Origin of the sequence: Streptomyces sp. R28 (assembly GCF_041052385.1) — a bacterium.
Taxonomy (GTDB): domain Bacteria; phylum Actinomycetota; class Actinomycetes; order Streptomycetales; family Streptomycetaceae; genus Streptomyces.
In genome coordinates this window covers 7,884,996-7,909,227 of the sequence record NZ_CP163439.1, presented here as the reverse complement: position 1 = coordinate 7,909,227, position 24,232 = coordinate 7,884,996, and the positions used below count along the sequence as shown (strand labels likewise).

The window sequence follows — 24,232 nt, the reverse complement described above, 5'->3', positions numbered from 1 at the left end:
GGCGCACGTACGAGGATTGAATGCCGACCCAGGATACGAGCCGGAAGAAACACCGCGAAGTGAACGATTGTTAGCAGCACTTGCCGGGCAGACGTTGGGCATGGTGCCGGAGTGTGCGACCCTCGCTTCCCTCCGTGCGCCTCCTCTCCGCCTCCCCGCCGATCAGAGCCGCTCGGCACTCTGGGAGACGGCAAGCGCCGCCCACCGCTCGCCGGTCCCCTCCAGTCGACCCGCACCCCGACGACCGGCGGACGGCCGCCTGATCGGGGGTAGTTGACATGGCCACACGGAAATACTCTGCGGGGAGGCTGGCCTCCGCCGCGCTGACTCTCCTCGCTGCCACCGCGAGCGCGGTGATGGCAGCGCGACAACGGCGGTCGGAGGAAGTACGTCTGCAAGAGAGGCAGCTGGAACTCGAGGAGTTGGCGATCCGCCGCAAGGCCTTGGCGCATCAGCAGCGCATGCAGTGGGAGCTCCTGGCCCGGGCGATCGACGATCCCTCCCTCGCCGCGGTGATCGACACCTACGACAAGAGCATCCCGGCCGAGCGGCGCCGCCAGTTCTTCTACGCCAACGCCTGGTACGTCCACCTGTTCCACCTCTACCGGGCCGGAATCCTGGACCGGGAGGAGCTGTACCGGCATCTGCGGGAGTTCTTCCAGAGCCCGATCTTCCGTGAGTACTGGGAGGCGTCGCAGCACATGCGCGGCTCCCTGAACGAGGCATCCGAAGAAGCCCAGCTGGGGCACATGGTCGACGGTCTCGTCAGGGACCTCGACGAAGCCGACACGGACGAGTGGTGGGTCGTGGGTGATCCGCCGACCGACTGACTGGGTGACATTTTCGCCATCCGGTCACGGGGGAATCAGAAACACCAGTAACGTGCTCCCCCGTACAATGCCCAGCCCTTTGTTCGTAAGGACCCGTACCTTTGAAGATCGTGCGCCGCATCGGTGTGCCTCCAAGCGCCCGTGGCAGTAACTCAGGAGCTACCTGCCCGGACGTGTTCGAACTCAGCGACGGCAACTTCGCCGTCATCGGCACCGAGGCCACCGAGGCGCTTGACCCGGAACTGCCCGCCGATGCCGCCCGCGCCGACTACGAGCGCATCGTCATCGTCAGCCGGGAGACTCTCATCCGCGCCAAGGCAGACATCCCCGACGCCTGAGACCACCGCACGAGCACGCGTCCACCCCAGACCCGTACCGTCACGCTCCCCGGCCGCGCGCAACCGTTGAGCGAGCCGGGCAACCGACCCGGCGAGCAGCCGGCACCCCGTCACTGCTCGATCTCCACCCGATGAGGCCTGGCGCCAGAACGGCACCAGGCCACACGTATGTCCGGGCCTGCGCCACGCGGCCGTCGGCACCTTCACCGGCGCCCCCGGCTCCCCTCCCCCCATACCGCGCCGTCGGCTGATGATCTTCGAGTGGGGTGCCTGGAGCCGGTCAGCCGCCTGCCACGGTCCCGTGCGTGCGTGCGTGATAAGATCAACTCATGGGTTCTCTGTGATAGATCCACAGCACGTGTGACGGTGTCGAGTTCCGCTCCGCCGTCGCACGTTCCGCGCACCTCCGCCGTGACCTGGACCGGTGTTCTCGCCCGTTCCGGCGTTTTTCGCAAGGCGTCCCTGGCAGGTGTGGTGTGCGCGGAGACGGTATCCCCGTATCTGCTGTGATCAGGAGGACACCCGCGTGCTTTCCGCCCAGTTCGCTCTGCATGACATCACCAAGCGCTACCAGGACCGCCTCGTACTCGACCGCGTCGACTGCACCTTCAAGCCCGGCGAGAAGGTCGGCATCGTCGGCGACAACGGATCGGGCAAATCCACCCTTCTCAGGCTGATGGCCGGGCGGGACACCGCCGACAACGGGACGGTGACCGTGACCGCCCCCGGTGGAGTGGGGTATCTGCCGCAGTCCCTCGACCTGCCGCAGGATGTCGTCGTCCAGGACGCCGTCGACCTCGCGCTGGCCGAACTCCGGGAGATGGAGACGCTCTTACGCAAGGCCGAGGCCGAACTGGCCGCCCACGCCGACCAAGCACGGCCGGACCAGGAACTGGCCCGGCTGCTCGACGGATACGCCGAACTGGTCGAGCGCTACGAGGCCCGCGACGGGTACGAGGCCGACTCCCGGGTGGACGTCATGCTGCACCACCTCGGTCTGCCGGGGCTGGAGCGGAGCCGGCCGCTGGCGACCCTCTCCGGGGGTGAGCGCTCGCGTCTGGCACTGGCCGGGACGCTGGCGTCGGCGCCCGAACTGCTGCTGCTGGACGAGCCGACCAACGACCTCGACGAGCATGCCGTGAGCTGGCTCGAGGACCATCTGAGCCGACACCCGGGCACCGTCGTCGCGGTCACCCATGACCGGGTGTTCCTGGAGCAGCTCACCACCACCATCCTGGAGGTCGACTCCGGACGGGTCACCCGCTACGGGGACGGCTACGACGGCTACCTGTCCGCGAAGGCGGCGGAACGACGCCGACGGCTGCGCGCGTACGAACAGTGGCGTGAGGAGCTGGAGCGCAACGAGCAGTTGGTGACCAGGCATGCGGGGCGGATGGACGCCATCCCGCGCAAACTCCCCCGCGCCGGCTTCGGAGCCGGCCAGTTCCGGGCCCGGGGACGCACGCACGGCGCGGCGTCCCGGATCCGCAACGCCAAGGAGCGGGTGACCCGCCTGACCGAGAGCGCCGTTGCCCGCCCCGCCGATCCGCTCGCCTTCACCGCCGGCATCGCCACCGCGGACCAGGGGACGGAGAAGGAAACGGTGGCCCGCCTCGACGGTGTGCTGGTCGGCAGCCGCCTGCGGGTCGGTTCGCTGAGCATTCGGCCCGGTGAGCGGCTGTTGGTCACCGGACCCAACGGGGCGGGCAAGACCACCCTCCTGCGAGTACTGGCCGGGGAGCTTGCGCCCGACGAGGGCTCGGTCGCGGTGTCCGGCCGGGTCAGCCACCTGCGGCAGGAACCTACGCCGTGGCCGCCCGGCCTCACCGTGCTGCAGGCCTTTGGCCAAGGGCGGGGCGGGCATCCCGACGACCACCTCGAGACGCTGCTGTCCCTCGGGCTGTTCAGCCCCGACGATCTGCGGCGACGGCTGGGAGAGCTGTCGTACGGGCAGCGCCGCAGGATCGAACTCGCCCGACTGGTGAGCAGCCCGGTGGACCTTTTGCTGCTGGACGAGCCCACCAACCATCTGTCGCCCGTCCTCGTCGAGGAGCTGGAGCAGTCACTGACGGGCTATCAGGGCGCCGTGGTCGTCGTCACGCACGACCGGCGGATGCGGCGCCGGTTCGCGGGATCCTGGTTGACGCTGCGTGGCGGGCGGGTCGCCGCCTTCGCGACGAGGTGCCCGGGACCGTTGGACGGCGGTGCGGCGGGGGCTCCGTGATGCCGGTCAGACCTGCCTGAGGACGGCCTCGACGGCCCCGCACAGCTCGGTCCACTCCACGCGTGCGGCCTTGAGCTGAGCCTGCTGCAGCTCGCGGCCGAGAGCATGCAGGTCCACCCCGTGATGGTGCAGGGTGGACAGCACCTGCCGCGCGTGCGTCTCCGTACCGCTGACGGTGTCGCCCCGCAGCTCGGCCCGGCTGCACACGGCGTGCAGGGTGCTGAGCCCGGCCGAGAAGGCGCTGTTCCAGGCCACCAGCTCCTCCATGTAATGGACCGCTTCGCGCACCGGCGCCTCACGGGAGGACCAGACGAAGTACAGGGGGCGGGCGCCCGCGCGCACCAGGGACCGCCAGCGGGCGCCGTCCATCAGCTGCTCGCGGCGGTGGTGCAGCAGCCGGGCGATCGCCACCGCCCAGTCCTCGCACCGCGCCACCAGGCCGAGCCGGGCGGCGATCGACTCGTCCAGCAGCCGCAGCGGGACGGAGGCGGCGAAGTGGATCCCGGACAGATCACAGCCGGCGGCGCGGGCCCGCTCCAGTCCGGTGAGGAACTCCTCGAAGAGCAGGTCGAACTGCTCGAGCGAGAACAGCGAGCAGACGTCGACGCTGATGCCCCGCGCCAGCAGATCACCGACCAGCGCCACCGCGCCGAAGGCCAGGTGCACGGAGACCACCGCGTTGGGCCGGTCCACCGTCCAGCGCATCGCCGCGGCCTCCGCGACCGCCCTGCGGCCGTCGGCGTACGGGTCCAGCGGTATGAAGACGCAGGCGCACAGCCCGCCGCTCCTGAAGTAGGGCAGCAGCGTGTCGCAGGCGGTGCGCGCGTCCTCACACAACAGGCTGTGCACCGCCTCGCCGATCGACACCCGACGGGACGCGAGGTCGGCCAGGTGCGCACGGTAGGCGTCGCTGCTGTGGAGGACCTCGGAGACCGCGGCGGGCTGGGCCGCGAGGCCACACGCGCCGAGCTCCTTGAGCAACTGGGCGAGTCGGCCGGTGCGTTGCGACTCGCGGGTCACGCCCTCCAGGCGCAGACAGACACCCTCCGCCGACAGCTTGACCGCCTGCCGGGTTCGCGCCTGCACGTCGGCGCGATCAGTCGTTGACGGAGGGATCGGCGTGGTACGCACGCAGGCAGTCCTCGTAGGTGGGAAGTAGGCCGACGGCCTCGGCGAGGGACGGGGCGGCCGCGTCCCGGGCGGACCGGATCGGGGGTTCGGACAGGTTCCAGGGAAGGCCCAGGGCGGGGTCCAGGGCGTCGACGTCGATGATGGTGCCGTGGACGTACTCCTGTGTGCACAGGTAGTTCATGCAGGTGTCGTCGGCGAGCGCGACGTAGGCCAGTCCCATTCCGTCGGGCAGGTACACGGCGGTCGCGGAGTGCGGGTCCTGCCGGACGACGTCATGGTGGCCGAAGGTCGGTGAGCCCACCCGGATGTCGACGACCATGGTGAGCGCGGCGCCCCGCACACAGGTGACGATCTTGCCCTGGCCGGGCGGCAGTGTGGTGCCGTGGATGCCGCGCAGCACGTTCCGGTGGGAGACGGTGAAGTTGACCTGCCGCACCTCGAAGGCGTGCCCGGTGGCCGCTCGCAGCGACTCATGACGCAGTGCCTCGTAGAACCGGCCCCGTTGGTCGGGGATGGGTTCCGGCTGGATGCGGTAGGCATCGCGGACGGCTGTTTCCGTGATGAGCATGCGTTTCCACTGTCGAGAGGATGGGCGCTCGGCGCGCGGACGGAGAGGTTCAGCTGTGGGCCGGCAGCAGCTCTTCGATGACGGTGGCCGCGGCCGCGGCGCCGCCGGCCGCGTGGATCAGCGTGCGCATCTGGCGCAGCCGGTCCCGGATCCCTTCGTCGGTGAGCACCCTGAGCGCGGTGTCGCGCAGGTTCGCCGCCGTCACGTCCTGGTCGAGCAGCTGGGCGCCCAGGCCGAGTTCGGTGATCCGGAGCGCGGTGGCCCTCGGCTCGGTCATCACCGGCACGGCCACCACGGGGACGCCGTGCGAGAAGGCCTCCATGGCCGTGCTCATCCCACCGTGGTTCACCAGCAGGCTCGTGTGCGGGAACACGTCGGCGAGCGGTACGAAGTCCCGTACTTCTACGTGGTCGGGCAAAGGGCCGAGCTCCTCGGGAGCCAGGCCGCCACCGAGGACCAGGAGGACGTTCCAGGGCTCGTCCCGGAAGGCCTCGACGCAGGCGCGGAAGAACTCGGGGCGCTGGTTGTACAGGGTACCCAGGCTCACCATGACCAGCGGCCTGCCGTCGAGCGGCGGTTTCCAGGTGCCGTGGATGGGGGTCCGGGGCGCGCAGGGCCCGACGAAGTGGTGCTGATCGTCGAAGGTCTCCCCGGCGAACTGGAAGTGACGGGGCATGTAGAGCAGGGCGGGTCCGCTGTGGACGCGCCCGACGAAGGTGTTCGCGTCGCCCTCGAGGCCCTGGTCGCGCAGCAACCGGTCGATACCGCTGACGAGTTCGTGCAGGCCGGGATCATCGGGAGGGCCGGCCGCCTCCGCGCCGGGTTGCATCGACCAGTGCTCGTTGGCGGCGTAGGTGGGGGTGCTGCGGATGGCGGGGATGTCCCAGCGATCCGCGAGGATGCGCCCGGTCCAGAACGACGACGGGTCGTTCACGATCACATCGGGACGATCGTCCGAGAAATGCCCCTCCAGTGGCGCCAGGGTGCGGCCGGTCATGTCGAGGAGCCATTCCAACACCCGGAGTATCTCGCCCTTGTCGGTGTACTCGTCGGAATTCTGCTGCGGCACCATATGGGTACGGAACCGCTCCTTGTCCAGGGGATAGGTGACGACCGCGGCGCCGATATCAAGGGCGCGCTCCGCAATGTCCTCGGGAAGTGCGTAGGTCACCCGGTGACCGCGCGCCACGAGTTCCTCGGCCACTCCCAGTGTCGGATTCACATGTCCGGGAACAGGGAGGATGAAGAATGCGATGTGAGCCACGCGGAACCCTTCTGCGGGAGTACGGCGCCACAGATTAGGAGAGCTGTCCGGCCGAGGCAATACCGAGGTGACATAGTGCAGTTTCCGGCGGGTCCGTCCGGGCCATGCCTGTTTCCCCGCGATGTGACAAAGTGCCGGTCGATCCATTGGTCACCCGCCCGCGCGGCGGGAGGATCCGGTAATGATCACCACTGCGTGCCGCATCTGCGGCAACCGCGAGCTAGTACCGGTGCTGGACCTCGGGGAACAGGCGTTGACCGGGGTGTTCCCGACCAGCCGCGACCAGGTCGTTCCCGCGGTCCCGCTGGAACTGGTCGTCTGTTCTCCCGCGGGGTGCGGGCTGGTCCAGTTGCGCCACACTCCGGATCCCGAGCTCATGTACGGCGACGGGTACGGCTACCGCTCGGGCATCCGGCCCTTCATGGTCAATCATCTCCACAGCAAGGTGGCGGCCATCCGGGAACTGGTCGAACTGGGCCCGAAGGACCTGGTCGTGGACATCGGCAGCAATGACGCCACCCTGTTGCGAGGCTATCCCGAGGACGGCCCCCGACTGGTCGGCATCGACCCGACCGGTGGAAAGTTCCTGGACCGGTATCCGGAAAATGCGGAACTGATCGTCGACTACTTCTCACGCGAGACATTCGAGAACCGTTTCGGCACGGAACGGGCGAAAGTCGTCACCTCCATCGCGATGTTCTACGACCTACCTGATCCGCTGCGCTTCATGCGGGACGTCCACGACATTCTCGCCGAAGACGGTATCTGGGTCATGGAGCAGAGCTATATGCCCTCCATGCTGGCCGCCGACGCGTACGACATCGTGTGCCACGAGCATCTCGAGTACTACGCCCTGAGGCAGATCGAGTGGATGGCGGAGCGGGTCGGCCTGAGCGTGATCAGGGCTGAGCTGACCGACGTCTACGGCGGCAGCCTGTGCGTCACCCTGGCCAAGAGCCCTGGACGGTACCCCCGGGACGAGGCCGCACTGGCGCGGATCCGCGCGGCGGAGAGGGATGCCGGCCTCGACACGACCGCTCCGTTCGAGGCGTTCACCCGTCGCGTGGACAGGCAGCGGGAAGCCCTGCTCGAGTTCCTCGCGCGGTCGCGGGAGTCGGGGCGGGTGACCCTCGGGTACGGCGCCTCCACCAAGGGAAACGTGATCCTGCAGTACTGCGGGCTGACCGAGCGGGACCTGCCCTGCATCGGCGAGGTCAGCCCGGAGAAGGCCGGCCGTTTCACACCCGGCACGAAGATCCCCATCGTGTCCGAGGAAGAGGCCAAGCAGCGCAAGCCGGACCAGCTGCTGGTCCTGCCGTGGATCTATCGGGACGGCTTCATCGAGCGGGAACAGCGGTTCCTCGCCGACGGCGGCAAGCTGGTCTTCCCGCTGCCGGCGCTCAGCGTCGTGTGACGGCGGCATCGGTCGGCGCAGGCCGGCCGATGCACCCACCGGGCTGCCAATGCACCCACCGGGCTTACCCGGCCCCGGTCCCGGCCCCCGGTGGCAGCGCGACGTCGCCCGGGACGGGGAAGAGAGCGTCCAGCTCGGCCAGTTCGGCGTCGCCGAGGACCAGGTCGAGGGCGCGCAGTGCCGAGTCCAGCTGCTCGACGGTGCGCGGCCCGATCACCGCGCCACTGATCCCGGGCCGGGACAGCACCCAGGACAGGCCGACCTCCGCGGGCTTCTCCCCGATGCGGTCGCAGAACCTCTCGTACGCCTCGATGTTGGCCCGCAGCGTGGGCAACAGCTCCTGCGCCCGGCCCTGGGCCGACTTGACGGCCGTGCCCTGCGCCAGCTTGCGCAGTGCCCCGCTCAGCAGACCGCCGTGCAGGGGTGACCAGGCGAACACCCCCACTCCGTAGGCCTGGGCGGCGGGTATCAGCTCCGCATCGGCCCGGCGGACCGCCAGGTTGTAGATGCTCTGCTCGGACACCAGCCCCATGGAGTGGCGGCGCATGGCGGTCTCCTGGGCGGCGGCGATGTTCCAGCCCGCGAAGTTGGACGATCCGACATAGCAGACCTTTCCGCTGGTCACGAGGCGATCCATGGCCTGCCAGATCTCGTCCCAGGGCGCGGCCCGGTCCAGCCTGTGCATCTGGTAAAGGTCGATGTGGTCCACGTCGAGGCGGCGCAGCGACTGCTCGCAGGCCGCGACGATGTGCCGGGCCGACAGGCCTCCGTCATTGACGCCGTCGCTCATGTCCTCGCCGACCTTGGTCGCGAGAAGGACGTCCTCGCGTCGGACACCGCTCTTCGACAGCCAGCGGCCCACGAGTTCCTCGGTGTGGCCCTTGTGGACGCGCCAGCCGTAGATGTCGGCCATGTCGATGCAGTTGATGCCGCGGCCGAGCGCTTCGCTCAGCAGCCGCGAGGCGTCGGCGTCCTCGACCCGTCCGCTGAAGTTCACCGTGCCCAGCCAGAGCCGGCTCACCAGAGTCGCGCTGCGTCCGAGCCGTGTGTACGGTGTCCGCTTCCGATCCTCGCTCACGCTCGGCCACTTCCCTTCAACTCGGCCATCAGGGCTCGCAGAGCCGGTGCCCCCGTCACCGGTCGCGCGATGTGCTCGCTTCCGCGGCCACCACGGCGGCCACCAGCTCTTCCAGTCCCTCGGGCAGGGGCACGGCGGGGGACCATCCCGTCACCGCGCTGAAGGCCGCGGGGTCGCATTGCGGAGTGTGGAAGTCGCCCGCTTCGGCGAAGTCGGGCGGCTCCACGGAGAGGACCGGGACGGGCGGCCGTCCCGTCCGTTCGGCGACGGTGGCCGCGAGGGAGCGGAACACCTCGTCGAGGCGGGCCCGGTGGCCGCTGCCCACGGACCAGTCGCCGCCCTGGAGTCGCGGCAGGTGGTCCAGCGCCGTGACGAAGGCGTGGGCCGCGTCCCGCACATGGAGGAAGTCACGTTCGACGGACCCGTCGTGCCACATGGTGAGCGGATCACCGGCGAGGGCACGCCGGGTCATCGCCGCGAGCACGCCTCGCCCGGGTGAACCGGAGAGCGGGGAGCGGCCGTAGACGGTCGACAGCCGCAGCACGACACCCCGCACCGTGCCCCGTGCGCTGCCCTCGCGCAGCAGTTCCTCGGCGGCGATCTTCTGCCGTGCGTAGGCGGCGCGGGGGTGGCCCCCGGACGAGCCGGCCTGAGCCGTGCTGGCGAAGACCACGGCGGGCGCGGGGGTGTTACGGGCCTCGAACGCCTCGACGAGGTCGCTCATCAGGCCGACGTTCACCCGCTCGGACCGTTCGTCGGCCGCGCGCCAGGACCGGTCGCCGTCCACCTGCGCGGCGAGGTGGATGACGGCATCGGCTCCCTCGACGACGCCGGCGAGCACGCCGGGCCGGGCGAGGTCCACCTGACATCCCTCGATGTCCGCGACGGCCTCGGCGGGGGCGGGACTGACGCCCCTGGCCACCGCGCGAACCGTCACCGGCAGGGCGGCCAGTCGTTCGACGACGGCGGAACCCACGAACCCGGACGCACCGAGCACGACGACCAGCGGTTTAGGGGTGTTTTTCGACTGGTTGAGCAACTCGGCAGCGAGCTTCACATGCCTCCTCATTCGCTCATCCCTCGTGAGCCGAACGTATCAGAGGGGTGATCGCCCGGACGAGGGTTGACGTGCCAATTCACCGTCCGCGGAGGCGAATTGGCGAAGGTTTGTCATGTCGCCACACCTCGTGCGCCCGTCGGCGGTCGCGAGGCCCCCGGTCGCGTCCCGCACCACGACGGCACGGTTGCCGGAGCACCGTTCACACCGGGCCGGACGGGACAAACGGAATCTGCCGCGGTGCCCGGGCCACCCCTGTCCGTTCACTCTGGGGGCGCCGCACGCCCTCGCGGTGAACGGGCAACCACCACCGTCGGCGAAGTGGGTCACCTGCGGACCTGGGACAGCGCGGACCGGCCGACAAGGCTGAGGGCACGACGAGCCCGTCCTTCGAGCGCTGTGCACCCCTTATCTCCGAGGAGTTTCATGGGGACCCTGACCACCGCCCCGATGACACACCATGATCCGGCCCTCTCCTTCGAGTCGCACCTCACCCAGGAGATGTGCGACTCGGTACTGGCCTCACTGCGCCGCCGCGACCAGCGGCACAAGGGACAGCTGTATGTGCGGGGCCTGCTGACCGCGCAGGGCCGCAAGACGATGCGGAACCTCGCCACCAGCACCCGCGAGCCCGCCGCCGCGCAGAGCCTCCACCACTTCATCAGCGTCTCCACCTGGGACTGGTCCGAGGTACGTACCTCGCTCGCCCGGCGGTTGGAACGCGCCCTGACGCCGCACGCCTGGGTGGTGCAGCCCATGGTGACCCCGAAGAGCGGCGTGCATTCGGTGGGGGTCCAGCGGCGTTTCATCCGCCAGCTGGGACAGGCGGTGACCAGTCAGCACAGCCACGGGCTGTGGCTCGCCGGCCAGAGCGCCGCGGCTCCCGTGAACTGGCAGCTGTCCGTGGGCGAGGGCCGGTCCCAGGACCTGGCACGCGGTGCGCGCGACGGCGTACCGGAGACGTCGGGCGGCACCTGGTCCGGTTTCGGTGACGACACGGCCATCTCCGTGGTCCTGGAGGCCGCTTCCTGGGGACTCACCCCACGGCCCGTGGTGATCGACGCGCGGGATGTGCCGCCGGCCCCGCTCATCGAGGCGTTCACCGCCGCCGACCTGCCCTTCCTGCTGCGCGTGAGCGGCAACACCCCGCTGCTGGCCCCGGATCTGTCCGGCGGACAGCGCCGGGTGCTCACGGCGCCCGCGGAGCACCTCGCCACGCTCGCCAGATCACAGCAACGGCCCGTCGAATGGGTCGACCCGGCCATGCCCCATGTCCTGCGTACCGGCCTTGCCGCCGTGCTGCCGGTGCTGTGGCCCGGGATCACCGTTCCCCGTCGGCCCCGTCCGCACGGCATGTCCGCCGTTGATCCGCGGCGGTCCGGCGGAGCGGAGCTGCTGCTGATGGGGCAATGGCACCCGAACCGACGCCGGGTGGCGGAGCTGTGGCTCACCAACATGACGCGCGCGGGCCGCGGCACCCTGTTGCGCCTGAGCAAGCTCACCCGTCGGACCGACACCGACTTCACGCGCATCTGTCTCGACGTCGGGGCCCAGGACTTCGAGGGGCGTTCCTACCACGGCTGGCACCGCCACATGACGATGGTCTCCCTGGCGCACGCCGTGCGGGTGCTGGTGCGGGAGGACCGCGAACACGCCGACCTCGAACGGTCCGGATGACCGATCACCGATCCCGGGGCGCGTAGGGAGCGGCGTCCGGCGCCTGTGACGTGTGACGCGTCCGGTGCAGTCGCAGCGCCAGCTGCAACTCCAGGGCCTGGTCCGGTTCCTGCCAGTCACGGCCCAGCAGCTGGGTGATGCGTTCCAGGCGGCGCGAGACGGTGTTCGGGTGGACGTACAGCAGCTCGGCCGCACGGGTGGGACTGCATGCCGCCTGGAAGTACGCCTCGAGTGTGTCGAGGAGGACGGTGAAGCGCTGGGTGTCGTACTCGATCACCGGGCCGATGGTCTTGTTGACGAATTCGGTGACGTCGTAGTCCTCGGCGAACAGCAGGCCGAGGAAGCCCAGGTCCCGCGCACAGGCCGCCCGCCCCCCGCCGCCCATCGCGATGAGAGCCTCCACGCATCGCATCGCCTCCTGATAGAAGCGCCGGATGCTCTCGGGCCCGTCCGCGGGGCCGGCGGCGCCCACCGTCACCGGGATCTCGAGCGCGGCATTGAACCTGGCCGACACCTCATGCGCCATGGCCGCCGGATCGTCCCCGGGCAGCAGCAGCACGATGCAGTCCTCCCGGGTCATCTTCAGGCCCCTCCGGCGTTCCGTCCAGGCGGTGACCCAGGCCATGGCCTGCTCGGCGACCGGGCCGTCGGGGCGGGCGATGACCACGACGTGAGGGCGGTCCAGCATCACCTGAAGCCGGCGGGCGCGGGCGACCGCGACCTCCGCCGGGTGGTCGACGCCGATCAGGTCCTCCAGCAGGTCGTCCCTCCACCGGTGGTCGGCGGGGGCGGAGCGCCGCAGTGCCATCACCATACTGATCACGTTGGCCACCGGGAGGAGCAGCTCCGGAGGGCCGGGATGCCCCGTCTCATCCGGGCGGTACAGGAGCCAGCCGGGATCGGAGCGGGCCGTCAGCGTCGCCATCCACGTGCCGCCGGTGAGGGCGACCGGCCGCCCGGACGTCTGGACGTCGACGTACGCCCGTTCCAGTTCCGCCTCGTGGGGCCGGCTCACGTGTCCGGACGCACCGACGATGACGCCGTACCGGTCGTAGACCGCGAGCGCACCCCCCAGCTCACGGGTGCACTGGTGGAGCACCTCGTCCAAGTCGGCGCCCTCGAAGGCGAGTTGCAGAAGGCGTCGCTGGGTGCGGGCCGATCGCGGCTCGTCGGGAGGTGCGGGCCTGCCGCCGGGCCGCTGGTCGCGGTCGGACTCGTTCAGCCGCGTGTGCATCCGGCCCGACTTGACCGCGACGGCCGCTATGTCGGCGAGTGACTGCAGCAGAGCCACATCGTCCGGCAGGAACTCGTGCGCGCTGCGGTCCGCCACATAGAGGACGCCCAGTTGCTCGTTGTCCGCGTACAACGGCACCGACAGCACGGCACGCAGCCCTTCGGCCTGCACCGTGTGGTCGACGACCGGGTCGTGGGTGATGCGCTCCTCGGTGAGGTAGTCGACCGCCCAGAGCGGCCCCTGGTGTTTGACGACGGCCCCGCCGATCCCCCGCATGACCGGCACCCGCATACCGAGGAACTGTGCGGTGACGGCACCGTCCACGGCGCTGATCACGGCGTCTCCGCCGGGCTGGTCCAGCAGTGCGATACAGGCCAGGTCGCTGCGCATCAACAGCCGGGTGCGCCGGACGATCTGATCGAGCGCCGCCGCCGGGTGGGGAGAACGGGTCAGCTCCCGCATGACATCGATGAGCCCCGTCAGCTCGGCTTCCCGCCGTCTCCCACGGCTGATGCGGTCCTCGATCTGCAGTGCGAGGCGCTTGGCACGGGCAAGGTGTTCGACGGTCTCGGAGTCGGCGCCCGCGGCGCTCGCCTGCTGCACCAGCTCTTCGTACCGCCATGCCGACGCGTCCGCCGTGAGGAATTCCAGGAAGCGCAGCGCCTCCGTCATGCCTTCTAAGCGCTCTTCTCCCATAGGCGTCCCCCGCGTTCCTGGTCATCTGTGCCGGGATCGGAGATCCCGGGGCCCACGCCTTATGTGCGGAGGGGAACGGTCGTCGGGCGATGACTGGTCGGGGTCATCCGTGCCCTCCGCTCACTGCCGCGCCGCCGATCGAAAATGATCTCCGGACGCACAGCAATGGTAAAGGCCTTTACAAGGTTTCCTACAGCTACGATTAAATGATCACCCTGCTCCATCGTCAAGGCAGTTCTGCCTGCCGAAAGCGGTTGATGGCGTCGATGTACTTGGCACGCATCTTATGATCGCGAACGCCGAGGCCTTCCTCGGGGGCCAGGCAGAGGACGCCGACCTTGCCCTGGTGGAGGTTGCGGTGCACGTCGTAGGCGGCCTGGCCGGTGTCCTCCAGGGAGTAGACCTTCGACAGCGTCGGGTGGATCTTGCCCTTCGCGATGAGCCGGTTGGCCTCCCAGGCCTCGCGGTAGTTGGCGAAGTGCGAGCCGATGATCCGCTTCAGCGACATCCACAGGTAGCGGTTGTCGTACTCGTGCATGTAGCCCGAGGTCGAGGCGCAGGTGGTGATCGTGCCGCCCTTGCGGGTGACGAAGACGGAGGCGCCGAAGGTCTCACGGCCGGGGTGCTCGAAGACGATGTCGATGTCCTCGCCGCCGGTGAATTCGCGGATGCGCTTGCCGAAGCGCTTCCACTCCTTGGGGTCCTGGGTCCGCTCGTCCTTCCAGAACTTGTAGCCCTCGGCGCTGCGGTCGATGATCGCCTCGGCGCCCATCGAGCGGCAGATGTCCGCCTTCTGGTCACTGGAGACGACGCAGATCGGGTTGGCGCCGCCGGCCAGCGCGAACTGCGTGGCGTAGGAGCCGAGTCCGCCGCTCGCGCCCCAGATCAGGACGTTGTCGCCCTGCTTCATGCCGGCGCCGTTGCGGGAGACCAGCTGGCGGTAGGCGGTCGAGTTGACCAGGCCGGGGGCCGCGGCCTCCTCCCAGCTGAGGTGGCCCGGCTTGGGCATGAGCTGGTTGGACTTGACCAGCGCGATCTCGGCGAGGCCGCCGAAGTTGGTCTCGAAGCCCCAGATGCGCTGCTCGGGGTCGAGCATCGTGTCGTTGTGGCCGTCCGAGGACTCCATCTCGACGGACAGACAGTGCGCGACGACCTCGTCACCGGGCTTCCAGGCGTTGACGCCCGGGCCGGTGCGCAGGACGACGCCCGCGAGGTCGGAGCCGATGACGTGGTACGGCAGGTCATGGCGCTTGGTGAGCTCGCTGAGCTTGCCGTAGCGCTCCAGGAACCCGAACGTCGACAGCGGCTCGAAGATCGACGACCACACCGAGTTGTAGTTGACCGAGGAGGCCATGACGGCCACCAGGGCCTCGCCCGGCCCGAGTTCCGGCACCGGAACCTCGTCCAGGTGGATCGACTTGCGGGGATCCTTGTCGGCGCTCGCCATCCCCGCGAACATCTCCGTCTCCTCCTTCCGGAGTGTCACGGCCCGGTACGACTCGGGCAGCGCGAGCGCGGCGAAGTCGGCGGAGACGGCCGAAGCCGAACCGCCCGACGAGGTGAGCGAGTGGATCGCATCGAGAATGTGCCGCACCAGGTCCCCCTCAGTCCCGGACGCCGATGAAGAGCCCGCGGTCGGTGGCGACCCGCGGGAGGTACTCGACCGACAGCCCCGCCCGCGCGAAGGCCGCCTCGTACTGCGCCTGTTCGAAGAGCGTGATCCGATGGCTCTCCCGCAGGTGCTCCACGCCCTGCCCGGGCACGCCGACGAGGTAGTCCACGTCGATCCGGGTGGCACCGTCCTCGAACACCGAGTGGGAGAAGCGCGCGATCGTACGGCCCTCCGCCTCGACGAGACTCGCGCCGACGTATCCCGGCGTGAAGTCCTCCGGAAACCACCAGGGATCGACGATCACGACCCCGCCGGGGGTGAGGTGTACGGCGAACCGGCCGATCGCCGCGTCCAGCTCCTGCTGGTCCCGCATATGTCCGATCGAGCTGAACATGCAGATCACCGCGTCGAAGCGGCGGCCGAGGGCGAAGTCCCGCATGTCTCCCCGGTGGAGACGGGCGTCCGGATTGCGCCGTCCCGCGATGGCCAGCATGTCGGGGGACACGTCCACGCCGTCCACCTCGTCGAAGAGGTCGCCGAGGTGCCGCAGATGCATCCCGGTGCCGCAGGCCACGTCCAGCAGGGTGCGGGCCCCGGGATTCCGGGACATCACGAGCGCGGCCAGTTCCTTGGCCTCCGCCGGGTAGTCCTTGCCTTTGCCCTGGTGCACCAGGTCGTACAACTGGGCGATGTCGCCGCTGTATTCGAGGTTCATGTGAGGGCTCCTTGCACGAGGTCAGCCGCGGCGGTGTACGGACGTGAGGTCTTCGAGCCGGGGGACGAGCGCGGCCGGAGTGGGCGCGGCGCGCATCTCCTCGCTGAGGCGTCGCGCGTGCGCGGCCATCTCGCGGTTCTCCAGCGCGTGCACGACGGCGTCCCGCAGCGTGTCCACGCCGAGCTTCTCGGGGGCCAGGGCGATACCGGCGCCGGCCTCGGCGAGCTGATGCGCCTTCAGCGGCGCGTCCCACAGCGAGGCGACGACGATCTGTGGAACGCCGTGCAGGGTGGCCGTGAAGCAGGTGCCCGCGCCCCCGTGGTGGACGATCGCGGCGCAGCTCGGCAGCAGGGCGTCCAAGGGGACGAAGTCGACGACGCGCACGTTCGCGGGAACGTCCGCGGCCTGCGGGAGCTGACCGGTGTCCAGGGTGGCGACGATCTCGGCGTCCACGTCGGCCAGCCCGGCGAGCAGTTCGTGGAAGGGGACGTCGTCACTGCCGTACGTCTCCCGGGTGGAGACCCCGAGCGTCAGGCAGACCCGGGGGCGGGCGGGCGGCTCCGACAGCCAGCCGGGAAGGACCGAGGGGCCGTTGTACGGCACGAACCGCATCGGCACGACCTCGCCGCGCACGGGCAGCCGCAGGCTCCGCGCGCTGGGGTCGACCGTCCACTGCCCGGCGACCAGTTCCTCGACGGTTTCCTCGGAGGCGGCCAGTCCGTGCCGTTCCAGGGTCCACGTCAGCCACTCGCCGACCGGGTCCTCGCGCTCGTCGGCAGGCCGCTGTGCGAGCAGCCGGGTGAACTGCTGCCGCGCGTTGAGGACGACGTCGGGGCCCCACAGCAGCCGGGCGTGGGCGGCACCGCAGGCCTGCGCGGCGATGGGGCCGGCGTACGTGAACGGCTCCCACAGGACGAGATCCGGTCGCCACGAGCGCGCCAGTGCCACCATGTCGTCGATCGTGCTGTCGCCGTTGAGCGGCGCGAAGCACATGGCCGACATGATCGTCTGCTGGCCCAGGGCGTGCTCCCAGGACCGCGGGCCGTCCCGGGTGTCGACGAAGTCCAGGCCCTGCTGGTAGCGGACGATGTCGTCGCCGATCTCCGTGATCAGCTCGATGATGGCCCCGTCGTCTCCCACGGGTACGGCGGTGAGTCCGGAGCCGGTGATGGTGTCGGTCAGCGACGGCTGGCTGGCGACCCGTACCTCGTGCCCGGCGGCGCGCAGCGCCCAGCCGAGGGGGACGAGGTTGTAGTAGTGCGTGTTGTGCGCGAACGAAGTCAGCAGAATACGCATCGAGGCGCTCCCTCCTCAGGTGCTACGGGCGGCGGACAGGTCACGGGCAGCCCGGACGGCGGCGACGGGGAAGCGGGCGTACCCGTGCAGCACGGGCGAGCGGCGGCGCCGGACGGCCGGACCTGCGGCGTACAGGCCGGGCAGCCGTGCGGCGAGCGCACCGAGCGCTGCTTCGGCGACGGCACCGATCAGCGGTCCGGCGAGGCGGAAGTGCAGATCGTCGGGGAGCCCGAACGGGCCGGGCGTGGGCCGGGCGAGGTCGAAGGGGGCCGGGTCGGCGGTGCGGTTGACGGCGGCGACGAGGATGACGAGCCTGCCACCGGCGGGAATGCGCTCCCCCGCGACCTCGGTGACCTCCCTGGCCACCCGGTGCTCCAGGCGCACGGGCGGGGCGACGCGCAGGGTCTCCGTCACCGCGGCGGCCGCGAGGCCGGGGTCCCGGGCGAGCGCGGCCCACTGTCCGGGCCGCTCCAGCAGCGTCCGTACGGCGTTGCCGACGAGGGTGGCGGTGGGCTCGGCGGCACCGACGGCCAGGGCGCGGGCGGCGGCGACCGCCTCGGGGTCGTGGCCAGCTCTCGACTCCCGTAGGGCGGCGGTCAGTTCGGCCTCCGACCGCGCCAAGGCGACGGCGTCCGGGACGAGTTGCGGGCACAGCGCGCTGTCCAGGGTGCGGCGGCAGCCGGCCAGCGCGTGGCCGAAGGGATCCGCCAGTGGCCCCGGCACACCGAGCTGTTCGCGGATCACCAGGGCGGGCAGCCGGCGCGCGTACGCGTCGAGGAGGTCGACCGCGTCACCGGAGGCGAGGGCGTCCGCCACCGCGTCGAGGAGTGGGCGGGCGTGCCGCTCGGCCGACTCGCGCAACGCCCGCCGGTGCGGCGCCGGCATCAGCGGCCCGCCCCAGGCGGTGTGGGCGGCCAGTCGTTCGAAGGTCGCGCGGTCCGCGTCGAGCGCGGTGCCGGAGAGCGGCAGCTCCCGCTGTCCGGGGCGCCGGCCGTCGCTGGTGAGGCCGTCGAACGCCGGTGCGGCGATCACTTCGTCGGCGACGGCCCGGCTCGCCGTCACCCAGGTGTCCAGGCGCTCGCTGCGAAAGAGCGGTCCCAGGGCCCGTACGCGTTCTTCGTGAGGGCTGGGATCGGCGGCTTCGGCGCGCAGGATCAGCGCGTAAGGGTCGCCCTCGGTGCCCGCGAACCACTGGGCGGCACGGGTCAGTTGCAGTCGGCGGCCGGCGGCGGCCGGGTCGTCCGTGGTCGGTGCGGGGCTCACTCGTCCCTCCTGTCGTCGGTGGATTCGGTCGCCGTACGGCCCTGCGTGGCCGTCGGAGGCAGGCCGTCGAGCCAATCGAGCACGGCTTGGGCGGTGGCGGGCGCGTGTTCGCCCATCAGCGTGAAGTGCGTGCCGGGCAGTTCGGCGGCGGTGTGGGCGTACTCCCAGCGGGACTTCCAGCCGTCCGGTTCGCCCTCCCACGCGCCGAGCGGCTCGCAGGCGCGCAGATGCAGGACCGGTGCGCGCGTGGGCCGCGGCGACCAGTCCAGGAGCATCCGGTGGTAGGCGCCCATCGCGCACAGCCGGGTGTCGTCGAACGGAACGGCGGCGCGGCGTGCCACCCAGTCGAGCATCTCGTGCCGCCATACGCCCATCGCGCCGGGGTCGCGCGGTGTGTAGACGTCCACGAGGACGAGGGCGGCCGGGCCGGTGCCGCGGGCTTCGAGGTGGCGGGTGAGGGCGTGGGCGATGTTGGCGCCCGCCGAGTGGCCCAGCAGGGCGAAGGGCCGGCCGGCGGTGTGGCGGGCCAGAGCGGCGGCCTGTGCCTCGAGGAGCACCTCGAACGAGGCCGGCAGCTTCTCGCCCGCCTCGAAGCCGGGTTGGGGCAGTGCGGCGAAGTCGCACCGGCCGTCGAGCGCCCGGGCGAGGGCCACGAACTCGTGCGGGCCCGACCCGACCGAGGTACCGGCGCAGCCGACGAGCAGCGGCCGTCCCGGGCCGGTGGTGAGGGTGGCGCCGCTCATGACGACCGGGGTCAGAGGCTGCTCGTCGGCGGTGCGGAAGGCGGGGCGGAAGCCGGCGGCCGCGGCGAGCACGTCGACGGCCTCGCCGACCCTGCGGGTCCGTACGGCTTCCTCGTACAGGGCGGTGAAGCTGCTCCGTACGACGGGCTGCGCGGCGTCGCTGCCGGCGCCCGCGGGCGGCCGGCCCGTGGCACCGGCGGGATTGTCCCCCCGCCCGCCGGTGAGCAGTCCGGCCAGGTGACCGGCGAGCGCGCGGGGGGTGTCGTGGTCGAAGAGCAGGCCGGCGGGGAGCTCGACGTCGAGTGCCGCGCCGAGACGCCGGCGGAGCCGGACCGTGGCCAGGGAGTCGAATCCGAGCTGGAGGAACCGCTCGTCGGGGACGACGTCCTCGGGACCGGCGTGTCCGAGGAGGTCGGCGGCCTCGTCCCGGATCAGCGCCAGCAGGACGGCCAGGCGGTCGTCGGGGCCCAGCTGTTCGATACGTGACCGGGCGACGGGGGTGGCCCGGGGAGCGGTCGCCGTCGGCGCCGGGGGCGCGTCCGGGAGGCCGGGGGCGGAGTGTGTCTCCGGCAGCTCGGAGATCAGCGGGCTGGGCCGGAAGGCGGTGAAGCCGTCGGCGAACCGGGGCCAGTCCATGTCCGTGACGGTGAGACAGGGCTCCTCATCGCCGATGGAGCGGGCCAGGACCTCGAGCGCCGTCGTCGGTGCCATGGCGCGCACGCCGCGCCGGCGGAGGTACTCGGCACCCCCCTGGCCTCCCATGCCCTCGCCCGCCCACACCCCCCAGGCGACGGAGGTGGCGGGAAGGCCGTCGGCACGACGGCGCTGGGCGAGGGCGTCCAGTTCGGCGTTGGCGGCCGCGTACGCGCTCTGACCGGCGCTGCCCCACACTCCGGCGCCGGAGGCGAAGAGCACGAACGCGTCCAGGTCGTGGGAGCGCGTCAGCTCGTCCAGGTTGCGGGCGCCGGCGACCTTGCCGGAGCAGACCTCGGCGAAGAGGCCGGCGTCGGTCTCGCCGAGGGCGCTCACCTGCGGGACGCCCGCGGCATGGAACACCGCGGTGAGCGGGGTGTCCGCCGGTACGGCGGCCAGCACCCCGGCCAGCGCGTCCCGGTGCGCGACGTCACACACGGCGAAGGTGACCTTGACGCCCAGCTCCAGCAGCTCGGCCTCGAGCCCGGCGGCCGTGGGTCCGCGGTGGCCACGTCGGCTCACGAGCACCAGGTGCTCGGCGCCGTTGCGGGCCAGCCAACGGGCGAGATGGCCGCCGAGGGCACCGGTGCCGCCGGTGACCAGGACCGTGCCGCGCGGCCGGTAGCGAGGGCCGCCCGGGTCCGCCGGGGCACGGACCAGCCGGCGTCCGTGGACACCGTGGTCGCGTACCGCGATCTGGTCCTCGGGGCCTTCGAGCAGCCGGACCGCCGAGGACCAGTGGGCGTCCTGTGCGGAGCCGGGCAGATCGAGCAGCCCGCCCCAGCGCGCGGGCATTTCCAGCGCGGCCGTCCGGCCGAGTCCCCACAGCTGGGCGCCGACGGCTGTGGGCCGCTCCGCGCGGTCCACGGCCACCGCGTCCTGGGTCACGCACCACAGGCGAGCGGACACGGCCTCATCCTCCATCGCCTGAGCCAGGAACAGGGTCGCCACCACCCCGATGGCCACCGGACCGTGCCGGGGGTGTTCCCGATCATCGGCGCCCAGCAGCGACAGCACGCCCGGCACGGGGGCGACTGTGTCACCTCGGGGCGTGCCCGGCAGGCACCGGGCGAGAGCGGCGGCGAGCGAGGACCGGTCGGCTGAGGCCACGTCGACGGCGAGGCGGGTGACCACGGCGCCGGTGCCGCTCAGCGCCCGCTCGGCGGCGTCGGCGAGCCCGGCGCCGCGGCCCTGGTCGGGATGGACCACGAGCCAGTGCCGCGGGGCGGCCGGACGGGCCGTGGCCGCGTCGCCCGGGTCCCGGTCCCCGGCCGGGGGAAGCGGCCGCCAGGCGGTGCGGTAACGCCAGTCGGACAGCGCATGCGCGGCCGGGGTGGCGGGTTCGATCCAGTACCGGCGGTGCTGGAAGGCGTACACCGGCAACGCGACGCGCCGGGCGTCGGAGCCCGCGAACAGCGCGGCCCAGTCGACGGCTGCGCCCCTGGTGTGCGCGGTGGCCACCGCCCGCAACAGGGTGACGGCTCCGGCGGGCGGCGCGGACACCGGGTCGGTGCCGCCCGCCGGAGGCCGGCGCAGTACGGGCACCAGTGTCACCTCGGGGTCGGCGGGGTCGCCGGGGTCGGCGAACTCGGCGGCGAGGCACTCCTCGGCCATCGCGCACAGCGACGCGTCCGGGCCGAGCTCCACGAAGGTGGTGACGCCCTGCGCGCGTGCCGTCCGCACGGCGTCGTCGAAACGCACGGTCCGCCGGACGTGCCGCACCCAGTAGTCGGCGCTGCACAGCTCGTCCGCGGCGACGGCCCGCTCGCCCGTCACGTGGGCGACGATCGGGATGCGCGGGGCGTGGTAGCGCAGCCCCTCGGCGATCCGGCGGAAGTCGGCCAGCATGCCGTCCATGAGGGGCGAGTGGAAGGCATGGCTCACCCGGAGCCGCTTGGTGGCACGGCCTTGGCCGGCGAACCGCGCCGCCAGTGCGGTCACCGCCTCCTCGGCACCGGATATCACCACGGACCGCGGGCCGTTGACGGCCGCGACGCTCACCTGGTCCGCGGTGTCGGCCAGCACGTCGAGGACCTCTGTCTCCGTCGCCCGCACGGACACCATGGCCCCGCCGGCCGGCAGCCCCGCCATGAGCCGGCCGCGCGCGGCGACCAGGGTGCAGGCGTCGTCCAGGTCGAGAATCCCGGCGACGTGGGCGGCGGCGATCTCACCGACCGAGTGACCGAGAAGCCGGTCCGGCCGCATGCCCCAGCTCTCCAGCAGCCGGAACAGCGCCACCTCGACGGCGAACAGCGCCGCCTGCGTGTACTGCGTGCGATGCAGCAGCTCCGCGTCGGGGGTGCCGGGCCCGGCTTCCAGTACGGCGGACAGCGGCCGGTCCAGGCGGGCATCGAGCCGTCGGGTGATCTCGTCCAGCGCGGCGGCGAACACCGGGAAGGCGGCGCGCAGTTCGCCGGACATCCCGGCGCGCTGGCTGCCCTGCCCGGTGAACATGAACGCGACCTTGCCGTCGCGTCGGCGTACGCCGCTGACCACGGCCGGGGCACGACCGCCGTCCGCGAACTCCCGCAAGGTCTCCATCAGTTCGGTGTGGGAGGAGCCGAGGAGCACGGCCCGGTGCTCGAACGCGGTGCGGGTGGCCGCCAGCGAGTATCCGATGTCGAGCGGACGGCAGTCCGGTGTCTCGCGCAGATGACTGTGGAGACGGTCGGCCTGGTCGCGCAGGGCGGCCTGCCCGCGTCCCGAAACGACCCACACCACGGGGACGGAGGCGTCCGGTGACACGGCTCGGGGGCCGGCGGCCACGATGCCGCCGTGTGCGGGGCCCGGCGGACCCGGCGCGTCGGGCGGCGGGGGCGCCTCCTCCAGGATGATGTGCGCGTTGGTCCCGCCGACACCGAAGGCCGAGACGCCGGCCCGCCTGGGGCCGGCCGCCCGCTCCCAGCGGACGGCCTCCGTCAACAGCCGCACGGAACCCGCCGACCAGTTCACGTGGGGGGTCGGGTCATCGGCGTGCAGGGTGCGCGGCAGCAGGCCGTGGCGCATGGCCTGCACCATCTTGATGACACCGCCGACGCCCGCGGCCGCTTGGGCGTGCCCGATGTTGGACTTCAGCGACCCCAGCCACAAGGGCCGGCCGGGCGGCCGCTCCTGACCGTACGTGTCGATGAGCGCGCCCGCCTCGATGGGATCGCCGAGCCGGGTGCCGGTGCCGTGCGCCTCGACTGCGTCGACCTGGTCCGCAGTCAGACGGGCGTCGGCGAGCGCCTGGCGGATGACCCGCTGCTGGGCGGGGCCGGTGGGCGCGGTCAGGCCGTTGCTCGCGCCGTCCTGGTTGACCGCCGAGCCCCGTACGAGGCCCAGGACCCGCCTGCCTTCGCGCCGCGCGTCGGCCAGCCGCTGGAGCACCAGCACTCCGACGCCCTCCGCCCACCCGGTACCGTCCGCGTCCGCCGAGAACGCCTTGCAGCGCCCGTCGGCCGCCAGCCCCTTCTGACGGGAGAACTCGACGAACGCGGCCGGGTCCGGCATGACCGCCACCCCCGCGGCCAGCGCCAGCCCGCACTCACCCCGCCGCAGCGCCGCGACCGCCACATGCAGGGCCACCAGCGAGGACGAGCAGGCCGTCTCGACGGTCATCGAGGGGCCTTCCAGCCCGAGGGCGTACGACACGCGCCCCGACAGCACCGCGTCCGCGCTGCCCGCCAGCAGGTGCCCCTCCGAACCCTCCGGGACCCGGCCGGGGTCGGAGACGTAGTCGGCATGTGCCGCTCCGACGTACACCCCTGTCCGGCTGCCGCGCAGCGTCTCGGGAGCGAGTTCGGCCCGTTCGAGAGCCTCCCAGCAGACTTCGAGGAGCTGGCGCTGCTGCGGGTCCATCACCACGGCCTCCCGCGGCGAGATACCGAAGAAGGACGCGTCGAAATCGGCGGCGCCGGCCAGAAACCCGCCCTCACGGCAGTAGGTGGTCCCCCGGGCGTCCGGATCGGGGTCGTACACGCCGTCGACGTCCCAGCCCCGGTCCGTGGGAAACGGTCCGATCGCGTCCGTCTCGGTGGCGACCAGCTCCCACAGCGCCTCGGGCGAGTCGACGCCGGCGGGATAGCGGCAGGCCATACCGACGATGGCGATGGGCTCGTGGGCGGCGTCCTCGAGTTCACGATTGCGCTGCCGGAGCCTCTCGACCTCTTTGACGGAGGTGCGCAGGGCCTCTACCAGCTTCTCGGTGGAGTTCTGGGGGGAGGACAGGGCCATGAGCTGGTGTTCCTCTCGGAGCGGAGCTGTCCGGTGCGGTGTTCGCCGGTGTGGCTGGCCGGGCATGATCCGGGGCCGGGCACGATCCGGGGTGGGGGGCGGGGGCGGCGGTCGTGGTCGGGAGCGGGTGCGGTCGGGAGCCGGGTGCGGTCGGGAGCTGGGGGCGGTCAGGTGCCGGGTGCGG

Annotated in this window: 16 protein-coding genes; 5 read left to right on the top strand and 11 right to left on the bottom strand. The window is 71.5% G+C overall.

Annotated elements, in window-relative coordinates; all coding sequences use genetic code 11:
• Positions 1 to 278 precede the first annotated feature (278 nt).
• The 3 genes from AB5J49_RS35320 to AB5J49_RS35310 all read left to right on the top strand — a co-directional run bounded on the left by AB5J49_RS35320 (position 279) and on the right by AB5J49_RS35310 (position 3,392).
• Positions 279 to 830 carry a DUF6082 family protein gene (locus tag AB5J49_RS35320; protein WP_369172912.1) on the top strand — a complete coding sequence of 184 codons (552 nt, stop codon included), beginning with the start codon at positions 279 to 281 and terminating at the stop codon, positions 828 to 830.
• A 101-nt stretch (positions 831 to 931) separates the two neighbouring features.
• Entirely contained in the window at positions 932 to 1,168 is a 237-nt protein-coding gene (locus tag AB5J49_RS35315; protein ID WP_107119957.1) for a hypothetical protein, read from the top strand.
• Between the two features lie 526 nt (positions 1,169 to 1,694).
• Complete coding sequence (locus tag AB5J49_RS35310; RefSeq protein ID WP_369172911.1) at positions 1,695 to 3,392, top strand: TlrC/CarA/OleB/SrmB family ABC-F type ribosomal protection protein; 1,698 nt, start codon at positions 1,695 to 1,697, stop codon at positions 3,390 to 3,392.
• A 6-nt stretch (positions 3,393 to 3,398) separates the two neighbouring features.
• On the opposite strand, the gene AB5J49_RS35305 is transcribed toward AB5J49_RS35310, so the two are convergent.
• Genes AB5J49_RS35305 through AB5J49_RS35295 form a run of 3 tightly spaced genes read right to left on the bottom strand, consistent with a single transcriptional unit; the run spans position 3,399 to position 6,355 of the window.
• Positions 3,399 to 4,478, bottom strand: a complete 1,080-nt coding sequence (locus tag AB5J49_RS35305; protein WP_369172910.1) for a transaldolase family protein — start codon at positions 4,476 to 4,478, stop codon at positions 3,399 to 3,401.
• 10 nt (positions 4,479 to 4,488) lie between these two features.
• On the bottom strand, positions 4,489 to 5,091 hold the full coding sequence (locus tag AB5J49_RS35300) for a dTDP-4-dehydrorhamnose 3,5-epimerase family protein (RefSeq protein ID WP_369172909.1): 603 nt from the start codon (positions 5,089 to 5,091) through the stop codon (positions 4,489 to 4,491).
• A gap of 49 nt (positions 5,092 to 5,140) precedes the next feature.
• Complete coding sequence (locus AB5J49_RS35295; protein ID WP_369172908.1) at positions 5,141 to 6,355, bottom strand: macrolide family glycosyltransferase; 1,215 nt, start codon at positions 6,353 to 6,355, stop codon at positions 5,141 to 5,143.
• 181 nt (positions 6,356 to 6,536) lie between these two features.
• Here AB5J49_RS35295 and AB5J49_RS35290 point away from each other — a divergent pair, with 181 nt between their 5' ends.
• Positions 6,537 to 7,769: a class I SAM-dependent methyltransferase gene (locus AB5J49_RS35290; protein ID WP_369172907.1), complete on the top strand. Its 1,233-nt coding sequence runs from the start codon at positions 6,537 to 6,539 to the stop codon at positions 7,767 to 7,769.
• 64 nt (positions 7,770 to 7,833) lie between these two features.
• On the opposite strand, the gene AB5J49_RS35285 is transcribed toward AB5J49_RS35290, so the two are convergent.
• Entirely contained in the window at positions 7,834 to 8,847 is a 1,014-nt protein-coding gene (locus tag AB5J49_RS35285; RefSeq protein WP_369172906.1) for an aldo/keto reductase, read from the bottom strand.
• 55 nt (positions 8,848 to 8,902) lie between these two features.
• A complete protein-coding gene (locus tag AB5J49_RS35280; protein WP_369172905.1) occupies positions 8,903 to 9,904 on the bottom strand; it encodes an NAD-dependent epimerase/dehydratase family protein in 1,002 nt (333 codons plus the stop codon).
• A 426-nt stretch (positions 9,905 to 10,330) separates the two neighbouring features.
• On the opposite strand from AB5J49_RS35280, the gene AB5J49_RS35275 reads away from it, so the two are divergent.
• A complete protein-coding gene (locus tag AB5J49_RS35275; RefSeq protein WP_369172904.1) occupies positions 10,331 to 11,581 on the top strand; it encodes an IS701 family transposase in 1,251 nt (416 codons plus the stop codon).
• 4 nt (positions 11,582 to 11,585) lie between these two features.
• Here the strand turns inward: AB5J49_RS35275 and AB5J49_RS35270 are convergent, their stop codons facing one another.
• From AB5J49_RS35270 to AB5J49_RS35245, 6 genes are all read right to left on the bottom strand, one after another.
• Positions 11,586 to 13,487, bottom strand: coding sequence for a helix-turn-helix domain-containing protein (locus AB5J49_RS35270; protein WP_369172903.1), 1,902 nt, complete (start codon positions 13,485 to 13,487; stop codon positions 11,586 to 11,588).
• Positions 13,488 to 13,737: 250 nt separating this feature from the next.
• Positions 13,738 to 15,105: a crotonyl-CoA carboxylase/reductase gene (gene ccrA / locus AB5J49_RS35265; protein ID WP_369172902.1), complete on the bottom strand. Its 1,368-nt coding sequence runs from the start codon at positions 15,103 to 15,105 to the stop codon at positions 13,738 to 13,740.
• 10 nt (positions 15,106 to 15,115) lie between these two features.
• The gene (locus AB5J49_RS35260; protein ID WP_369172901.1) at positions 15,116 to 15,838 is read right to left on the bottom strand and encodes a class I SAM-dependent methyltransferase; all 723 of its coding nucleotides are present in this window, start codon (positions 15,836 to 15,838) and stop codon (positions 15,116 to 15,118) included.
• Positions 15,839 to 15,859: 21 nt separating this feature from the next.
• On the bottom strand, positions 15,860 to 17,134 hold the full coding sequence (locus AB5J49_RS35255) for an activator-dependent family glycosyltransferase (protein WP_369172900.1): 1,275 nt from the start codon (positions 17,132 to 17,134) through the stop codon (positions 15,860 to 15,862).
• A gap of 15 nt (positions 17,135 to 17,149) precedes the next feature.
• A complete protein-coding gene (locus AB5J49_RS35250) occupies positions 17,150 to 18,397 on the bottom strand; it encodes a P450-derived glycosyltransferase activator (RefSeq protein ID WP_369172899.1) in 1,248 nt (415 codons plus the stop codon).
• Complete coding sequence (locus tag AB5J49_RS35245; protein ID WP_369172898.1) at positions 18,394 to 24,048, bottom strand: SDR family NAD(P)-dependent oxidoreductase; 5,655 nt, start codon at positions 24,046 to 24,048, stop codon at positions 18,394 to 18,396. Before AB5J49_RS35245 ends, AB5J49_RS35250 begins: the two co-directional genes overlap by 4 nt.
• Between the last annotated feature and the right edge of the window lie 184 nt (positions 24,049 to 24,232).